General features: G+C 37.3%; 8 protein-coding genes and 1 pseudogene. All 9 read right to left on the bottom strand.

The features are described from left to right. A partial coding sequence (locus O71_RS11710) for a hypothetical protein (protein ID WP_007656882.1) occupies positions 1-338 on the bottom strand: 338 nt, incomplete at its 3' end. Between the two features lie 212 nt (positions 339-550). Further along, positions 551-1540: a pseudaminic acid synthase gene (gene pseI, locus O71_RS11715; RefSeq protein ID WP_007656884.1), complete on the bottom strand. Its 990-nt coding sequence runs from the start codon at positions 1538-1540 to the stop codon at positions 551-553. Continuing rightward, positions 1537-2571, bottom strand: coding sequence for a sugar-transfer associated ATP-grasp domain-containing protein (locus tag O71_RS11720; protein ID WP_007656886.1), 1035 nt, complete (start codon positions 2569-2571; stop codon positions 1537-1539). The genes pseI and O71_RS11720 overlap by 4 nt, the downstream gene beginning before the upstream one ends. After that, entirely contained in the window at positions 2568-3548 is a 981-nt protein-coding gene (locus O71_RS11725; protein WP_007656889.1) for a hypothetical protein, read from the bottom strand. Before O71_RS11725 ends, O71_RS11720 begins: the two co-directional genes overlap by 4 nt. A 6-nt stretch (positions 3549-3554) precedes the next feature. Further along, complete coding sequence (locus tag O71_RS11730) at positions 3555-4088, bottom strand: GNAT family N-acetyltransferase (RefSeq protein WP_007656892.1); 534 nt, start codon at positions 4086-4088, stop codon at positions 3555-3557. Then, entirely contained in the window at positions 4057-4764 is a 708-nt protein-coding gene (gene pseF, locus O71_RS11735) for a pseudaminic acid cytidylyltransferase (protein WP_007656894.1), read from the bottom strand. Before pseF ends, O71_RS11730 begins: the two co-directional genes overlap by 32 nt. Then, positions 4761-5942 (bottom strand): UDP-4-amino-4,6-dideoxy-N-acetyl-beta-L-altrosamine transaminase, encoded by a 1182-nt coding sequence (pseC, locus tag O71_RS11740; protein WP_007656895.1) that lies wholly within the window; start codon positions 5940-5942, stop codon positions 4761-4763. The genes pseF and pseC overlap by 4 nt, the downstream gene beginning before the upstream one ends. After that, on the bottom strand, positions 5936-6949 hold the full coding sequence (gene pseB, locus O71_RS11745; RefSeq protein WP_007656897.1) for a UDP-N-acetylglucosamine 4,6-dehydratase (inverting): 1014 nt from the start codon (positions 6947-6949) through the stop codon (positions 5936-5938). The genes pseC and pseB overlap by 7 nt, the downstream gene beginning before the upstream one ends. A 41-nt stretch (positions 6950-6990) precedes the next feature. Next, positions 6991-7567, bottom strand: a pseudogene (locus O71_RS23265) (hypothetical protein); the annotation flags it as partial.

Below are 7567 nucleotides of genomic sequence, written 5' to 3' on the forward strand. Positions count from 1 at the left end.
AATGTATTTTGAAGATGAGTCTGTTTGTGATATTGCTTATCCCTCTCAAGCAAATAGTAAATATTGTCATTTGAATTTGATAAATAAGATAGAAATTCAAAATCTAAAGATTCTTTTTTCAATATTTCTGTAAGCCTAATGTCTGTTGGAAAAGGACTTTCAAAGAAGATAACATCATTTGAGTAATTCTCTACTTGAGATTGAATATTATTTCTACCAACCCAAGCTCTTGGTTTTTTCTTCGATTCTTCTAATAAAGTAATGGTCTTACTTGCAATATTGTTAGGTCCAAAACCAAACAATAAAAAATTTGATACTTTTTCTGCAGTTTTTTTCATTTATATTTATGACCAACATTCTAAAATAGTATTCTGGCGTTCCTATTGTTTCATTCTGTATTTTATGTCATACACTTAGGTTGAACGCTTGGAAACCTAGCTATTTTATTAAAATACTGGATCGAATTATTTAACCTAAATTGTATTTTTTTTCTAGTATATTCTATCTGCACCAAATTAGAAATAACTTATTACTTGTTGTTGAACAATAGTCAAACTAAAGGTTCTCCCTTTTTAAATGCTCGCTTAGCTTTTGTACCTATTAGGTCAAATAATAATTTAGGATGTAAACCATAGCCAGGTCTTACTGATTTAATATTTTCATAAGTAAAGACCTCTCCTTCTGCAATATCGTTGGTTACAAAAAGAGAACGACGTCTTAGTTTATTTCTTTCACTAACTTCGTATACAACTTTACCAAGTGCCGCTTCAGTTGCTCTTACAACCCTGACCATTTCGGTAAATTCGTGAGGTTCCATTGAAAAAGCTGAATCTGGTCCTCCTAACTTCCTATCTAAAATAAAATGTTTCTCTACTACTTTAGCGCCTAATGCGACAGCTACTGTAGGAACTATGCTCCCCATTGTATGGTCAGACACCCCCACATTAACATCAAAACGCTGCTTCAAATCAGGTATGGTAAGTAGGTTTGCTGCTTCTACAGGTGCTGGATATTCAGAAGTGCACTTTAGAAGAGTAATTTTGTTATTACCTTCTTCTCTACAAGTCTTAACAGCTAATTCTATATCGCCTATTTCAGCTACACCTGTTGATATAATTATAGGCTTTCCTTTACTGGCTACATACTTAATAAGGGGTATATCTGTAATTTCAAACGAAGCAATTTTATACAAAGGTACCTCTATAGACTCTAAAAAGTCTACCCCTTCTATATCAAATGGAGATGAGAAGAAAACTAATCCTAAATCCTCAGCAACTTTCTTTAATTTAGGTTGCCACTCGTAAGGCATTGATGCTTGAGTATAAAGTTCATACAATCTAGTTCCTTTCCATAATCCATCTTTGAGTGGGCCAAAATATTCATTATCTACATCAAGAGTTAGTGAATCAGCCGTATAAGTTTGAATTTTAACAGCATTTGCTCCCGTTTTAGCTATTTCTTCTATTGTTTTAACAGCTAAAGAGAAATCATTGTTATGATTTGCAGATAGCTCAGCTATAATGAAAACTTTATTATTCATATTATATTCATAGACTTAAAAAATCTCTTAGCTCCTCTATCAGCTAAGTATGGTTTATGTACTTGAATTAAATCTAAATCAGGGTTATGATTGCCTTCTATTATAACAAACCCCTCTTCTGTTACTAAAATATCCCAACCTACATAGTTAAATGATGGGTATTTAGATAAGAAGGTCAACATCTCTTTTTTTATGAGATTCCAATGTGGTAAAGTTATACTTTCAAAATTCACTTGGCTGTCTGGATGAAGATGACCTTTTAATGGTAAACCATTAGAATTTCGGCTTACCCATGGCGATAGTTTTCCTGACTCATAATCTATCAAAGAAACCATTCCTCCTTGAGAAAAATTATCAAAGGGTATAGATTCTGACCAGCCTACCCTTAGAACCCCAGCAAAAATACTTGCCGTAGCGCTCTCATCTACTAAGGTAACTAAGCGTATCGTATTGATTGTTGAAGGATATATCTTTGACAGCTCCTTATGTTGCTCATGGTATCGAAAGATTCCATATTCATTTAGATTTTTAATTCGATTTAGCAATATATCTTCTTTTTGTATCTCGTTTTGGATTAAGATATTATTACCATCAAAGTCTATAAAAAGTATACCTTGGCCTTTCCCCCCCTGCAGTGGCTTTAATACTAGTTTAGTCTTACTATATATTTGTTTTAGAAAGATTTCATAATTATACTCTTTGTTGATACCAACAATATTGCCATGGTGTATGATACCAAACAGCTCTGGAGTTGGTAGTTTTCCGTTTATAAATGAATAAAATAAAAGCTTATCATGTAATATTGGCCAATAGCATTGATTTGTATTTAATGTAATTTTATACCTTATTGAGTCAGGTAGATAATTGATCCAATTATTAAAATTAAGCTTATATAAAATGATGTTTTTTGTGTCAAACCCTTTACTCCATAAATAGAAAAGCTTAAATATATTAATGCGCTGTATAGACCGATTAAATACATTTTTTTTTAGAAAATCAGTGTAAGAGAATTTGGTAAGCTTTAATTTCATAAGCTTCTATATTTTTGAAGAATAAAGTCTACGGCCCTTTTTGCACCATTGGAATCTATACTTTGAAGAGCTACTTTACTAAATTTATCTCTTTCATTAACAGTCATAAATTTGACTAATTCCTTTTTAAACTTTCTGCCAAAATTTTCATCTGTTATTTTACCACAATATTTGATAGCTCCTAATTTGCTCCATGTTAGAGCATTCTTTACTTGATTATCAGCAGTTGAAATAGCAATAGTAGGTAGCCCTATCAAAACAGACTCATTTAGCGTCTGACCTCCATTTGTAATCATTAAATCAGTAGTAAATAATTGTTTAATGTAATCTTCACTCGAAAACAAATTCATAAAACTCACTTTTTCAAAAGTGACATTTTTTTCATTTTTTTTAACTTTCCCAAATACCGATACATAAACATTAGGAAATACATTCTGAATAATTCTTAGTAAGGAAACAATTATCTGCTCTTCAACAAATCCACCCAATGAGATAGTTATATTTTCGATTTCGTTTTTTACTAAATACTCGGGTAACCTCCAGAACTCTTTTCTAAACAATATGTAAGGTGACCCACTTAGCACATTGCTAGCTTTTAGATCAGGTATTTGTATTTCTCTTCCATATATACTTCCTATCACTACAATACCGTTCTCTACATATTTTTGCATTGCATCTGTTATTGAAACAGGCAATTTAGATTTAGAAGAAAGGCTTTCTAACTGTGAATTTTCTATTTGATATGTATCAAAGATACTAATATCACTTTCTTCTATCTGTTGTATTGAAAGTTCGGCTATCTCCCAGTCTATATGTTCAACATCGTATGGAAAATTTGTAATAGATTTATTACCTCTAATCAGAAATTTAATGCTGCATTTATTTTCCGCAAAAGCATCCGCCAACGCCCTACACCTATTGACATGCCCTATTCCAACATTTTGCCCATATTCTGTTAAAAAAAGAACTTTGATCACAGAAACCTATTTTAATATTCTTAGGTAAGTGGCTTTTTGTAGCTTCATTACAGTAAAATCATCACTACTTTTACTATTTGATATTACTTCGAAGCCTAGAGCAAGATTTGATTCAAGCACTTGTGTATTATTTGATTTGTTTTTAGTGTAAATTACTTCTTGTTTAACCTCATTAAACCAAAAATCAAACAATGTATATTTAGCTTTGCTTCCAATGCCTTTTCCCCTATATTGCTTATCGCCAATAAGAGCGCCATATTCTGGCATTGTAGATAAGTTCTTTATACTGAAGACTCCTATTGGGTTCTGATCTATCAGTACAAGATCTATCCTATCCATTGCATTATAGTTATTTATAAATTTCGTTTGCTCTTTTTTTTGTAGCCTATTTTGTTGCTCAAAGAAAATTAAGTTCTCAGGGTCGTTTCTCCACTTTACTATTGAGGAAGTATGAGCATGAGATATTAATTCCCACCTGTTTCCTTCAACAGGAGCAAGTCGAGATAACTTATCGATGCAAATCTGTTTTATTTTGCTCATGGACATATTTAAATTTCACTTCAGCAATTTCCCAGTCTTCTATAGTGTCAATATCTTGAAAGTACTTCCTATTTAGGATATAACCTTTAATGCTTTCACTAAAAAAGCTCTTGTGCTTTAAATAATGTTTTATGTCTGCCCAATAAAACTGGCCTGCATCATGATAGTAACTAGATAAATCTTGACTTCGCTTCGAATATAACTCAGGGTAACTTTTAAATAGTTTCTCTTCTTCTAAATGAAGTGACCTCTGAATTGGAAACTCATATTCAACGATGGAGATAACAGATTTAAAACCATCCTGTATTATTTGAAATGAATCAATTAAATGTTTTGATTGAATTAAAGGAGCTGTTGGGAGGATACATGCGAATGACTTAAAATCCATTCCTTGTTCTTTGTACCTATCCAATACTTCTAACAACACATCTTTTAATGGAGCATAGTCATTTGAATTGTCACTGCTCCGAAAGAATGGCACTTCCGCTCCGTACTTTACAGCTACAGCAGCAATTTCCTCATCATCAGTCGAAACCATAACTTTATCAAACAGGCCAGATGCCAAAGCTGTCTCAATTGAATATGCTATAATTGGTTTCCCCAAAAAGTCCCGAATATTCTTGCGAGGAATTCTTTTACTACCCCCTCTTGCTGGAATGATCGCTACATTACTCATCTTAGAAACTCCTTCACCTTCTCAATTACGAATTGCTGCTCCTCGTCCGTCAGCGTCGGGTACATCGGCAGACTCAGGCAGGCTTCGTAGTAACGCTCAGCCTTCGGGAAGTCACCTTTCCTGTAGCCCAGACTGCGGTAGTAAGGCATGGTGTGGGCAGGGATGTAGTGCACCTGCGCAAAGATCTGGTGCTCGCGCAGGAAATCGTAAAGCCCCTTGCGGTCAGCCACCTGAATCACGTACAAGTGGTAGGCGTGGCCTGTCTCACCCGCATCGGTCACAGCCGCCGGATTGGTGCCTAGCACGGCTATACCTTTCGCGTCTGCAAAAGCTTCATCGTATACCCTGGCGATCTGCCTTCTGCGGGCCATGCCCTCGTCGGCGCGGCTCAGCTGCGAAATGCCCAGGGCGCAGAGCATGTCGGGAATTCTATAGTTATAGCCCAGTTCCTGCATCTCCATGTACCAGCCGCCGTGATTCTCCTCCATAAGGTCCGCATCGCGCGTGATGCCGTGGGTGCGGTAAAGCAGCAGCTTTTTGTAGAGCGCCTCATCATTGGTGGTCACCATGCCGCCCTCGCTCGTGGCGATATGCTTGACGGGGTGGAAGGAGAAAATGGCCAGCTCGGCCAACTTACCGTTGCCGCAGAACTGCTTCTCGCCCTGGCTGTCGATAAAGAAGCCGCCCGGAGAGTGGGCCGCGTCCTCGATGATCCACAGTCCGTGCTCGTCGGCCAGTTGGCGCAGCTCTTCCAGGTTCACCGGGTTGCCGGCAAAGTCCACAGGGATGATGCCGCTGTAGAAGCCTCTGGGTTTGCTCTCCACCATCTGCCGCACCTGCTCAACGTCGATCAAAGCCGTAGCCGGGTCGATGTCAGCAAACTCCACCGTGCCGCCGCAGTAGCGCACACAGTTGGCCGAGGCCACGAAGGTGATGGGGGTGGTGATCACACGCGAGTTCTCGTTCACGCCCAGCGCCATGGCGCAGAGGTGCAGGGCGGCCGTGCCGTTGCTCACGGCCACGGCGTACTTGGCACCTACGTAGTGTGCGAATGCCTGCTCAAACTCCGCCACCTTCGGCCCCTGCGTCAGGAAGTCCGACTGCAGCGTCTCCACCACCGCCTGTATGTCGGCCTCGGTGATGTGCTGGCGTCCGTAAGGTATAGGATTATTTAGCATAATGAAAAGGTTTCATCAACGTGCTCTTTAATTAATTCTCTTAGCTCTTCCACTGAAACCCATTCATCATTGTCTCCAGAGTTATATCTGAAGCCTGCTGGCACCCTTTCGGCATTAAACTCCTTTATGAAGTCTTCCACATTCCATCTAGGTATAGCAGGTATGATCGCATAATATCTGCCTAGATCATAGGTATAAAATGAATCTGATGAGGTAATCATTTCTTCGTGAATCTTCTCGCCAGGTCTAATACCTACGATCTTTTGCTCACATTCAGGGCCTATTGCTTCAGCCACATCTGTGATTTTATAAGAAGGAATTTTAGGCACAAATATTTCACCACCCCAAGCAGTCTCTAGGGCATGCATTACCATGTCGACACCACCTTGTAAGCTAATATTAAAGCGAGTCATAGTAACATCGGTGATAGGCAGTACACCTTCTTTTCTTTTATTTAGAAAGAAGGGTATAACAGAACCATTTGACCCCATTACATTGCCATAACGAACTACAGAGAAACGTATAGGATTCCAGCCTTTAATATTATTCGCTGCGACAAAGAGCTTGTCAGAGGCAAGTTTAGTCGCACCATAAAGGTTGATCGGTGCCGCTGCTTTGTCTGTTGATAGAGCTACAACACGCTCAACATCAGTTTCTAAACAAGCATTAATAATATTTTCTGCTCCTAAAATATTAGTCTTAACACATTCCATTGGGTTATACTCAGCAATTGGAACGTGCTTCATAGCAGCAGCATGGATAACATAATCTATCCCTTTCAATGCTCTTTTCACTCGATCATAATCTCTCACATCGCCTATAAAAAAGCGGACCTGAGGATATTGATCGTGGGGATACTCCTGAGCCATGTTAAACTGCTTTTGCTCATCACGTGAGAAAATTACGAGTCTTTTAATGTCAGGATAATTACTAAGTATGTGTTTTGTAAGGGCTTTACCTAATGACCCGGTTCCTCCGGTTATTAATATTGATTTGCCAGTTAACATTACTTTATGTATAATTATTTTTTTATAGTTATTTGAAAGATTTACGCTAATAGATTTTTACCATATAGCATTTTATTCTCTTTAAAAAGGAGATTAGGTGAGGCTCCAAATACTAATGCATTATCTGGAATATCTGTATCCTTAATGAATGTGTTCGCCGCAACTACAACATTATTTCCTACATTGCAATTTCCTAATATCTTTGAGTATGCTAACATTTTAACATTTTCACCTATCTTAGGAAAGATCCCTTTATTATTGCCTACAGTACAGCCTTGACTAAAAGAAAAGTAGTTTCCATACTCTGCTCTTCCCATAACACTTCCTACAGGATGATCTAACATAAATATTTCTGGCAAACTAATTTCGTAAAATAAGTCACAGGAATTGAGTGTCTTATTTAGAAAGTAAATTCGATCCGCAAGTGTTCTATTGTCACCTGTTAAATAAATGGAATTTGATAAGTAATATAGAAATATTGTGTATTGGCCTGAGTGAAAAGGATTAAAATATGTTTCTCCGTTTTTTGAATAATATTTATTCCTTGACCTGGAAAAGCATTTTTCACTTCTAATAAGAGCGATTTCTATTAAATCTTTTAGTATTAATTTTTCTTCA

This window comes from Pontibacter sp. BAB1700 (genome assembly GCF_000277005.1).
Taxonomy (GTDB): domain Bacteria; phylum Bacteroidota; class Bacteroidia; order Cytophagales; family Hymenobacteraceae; genus Pontibacter; species Pontibacter lucknowensis.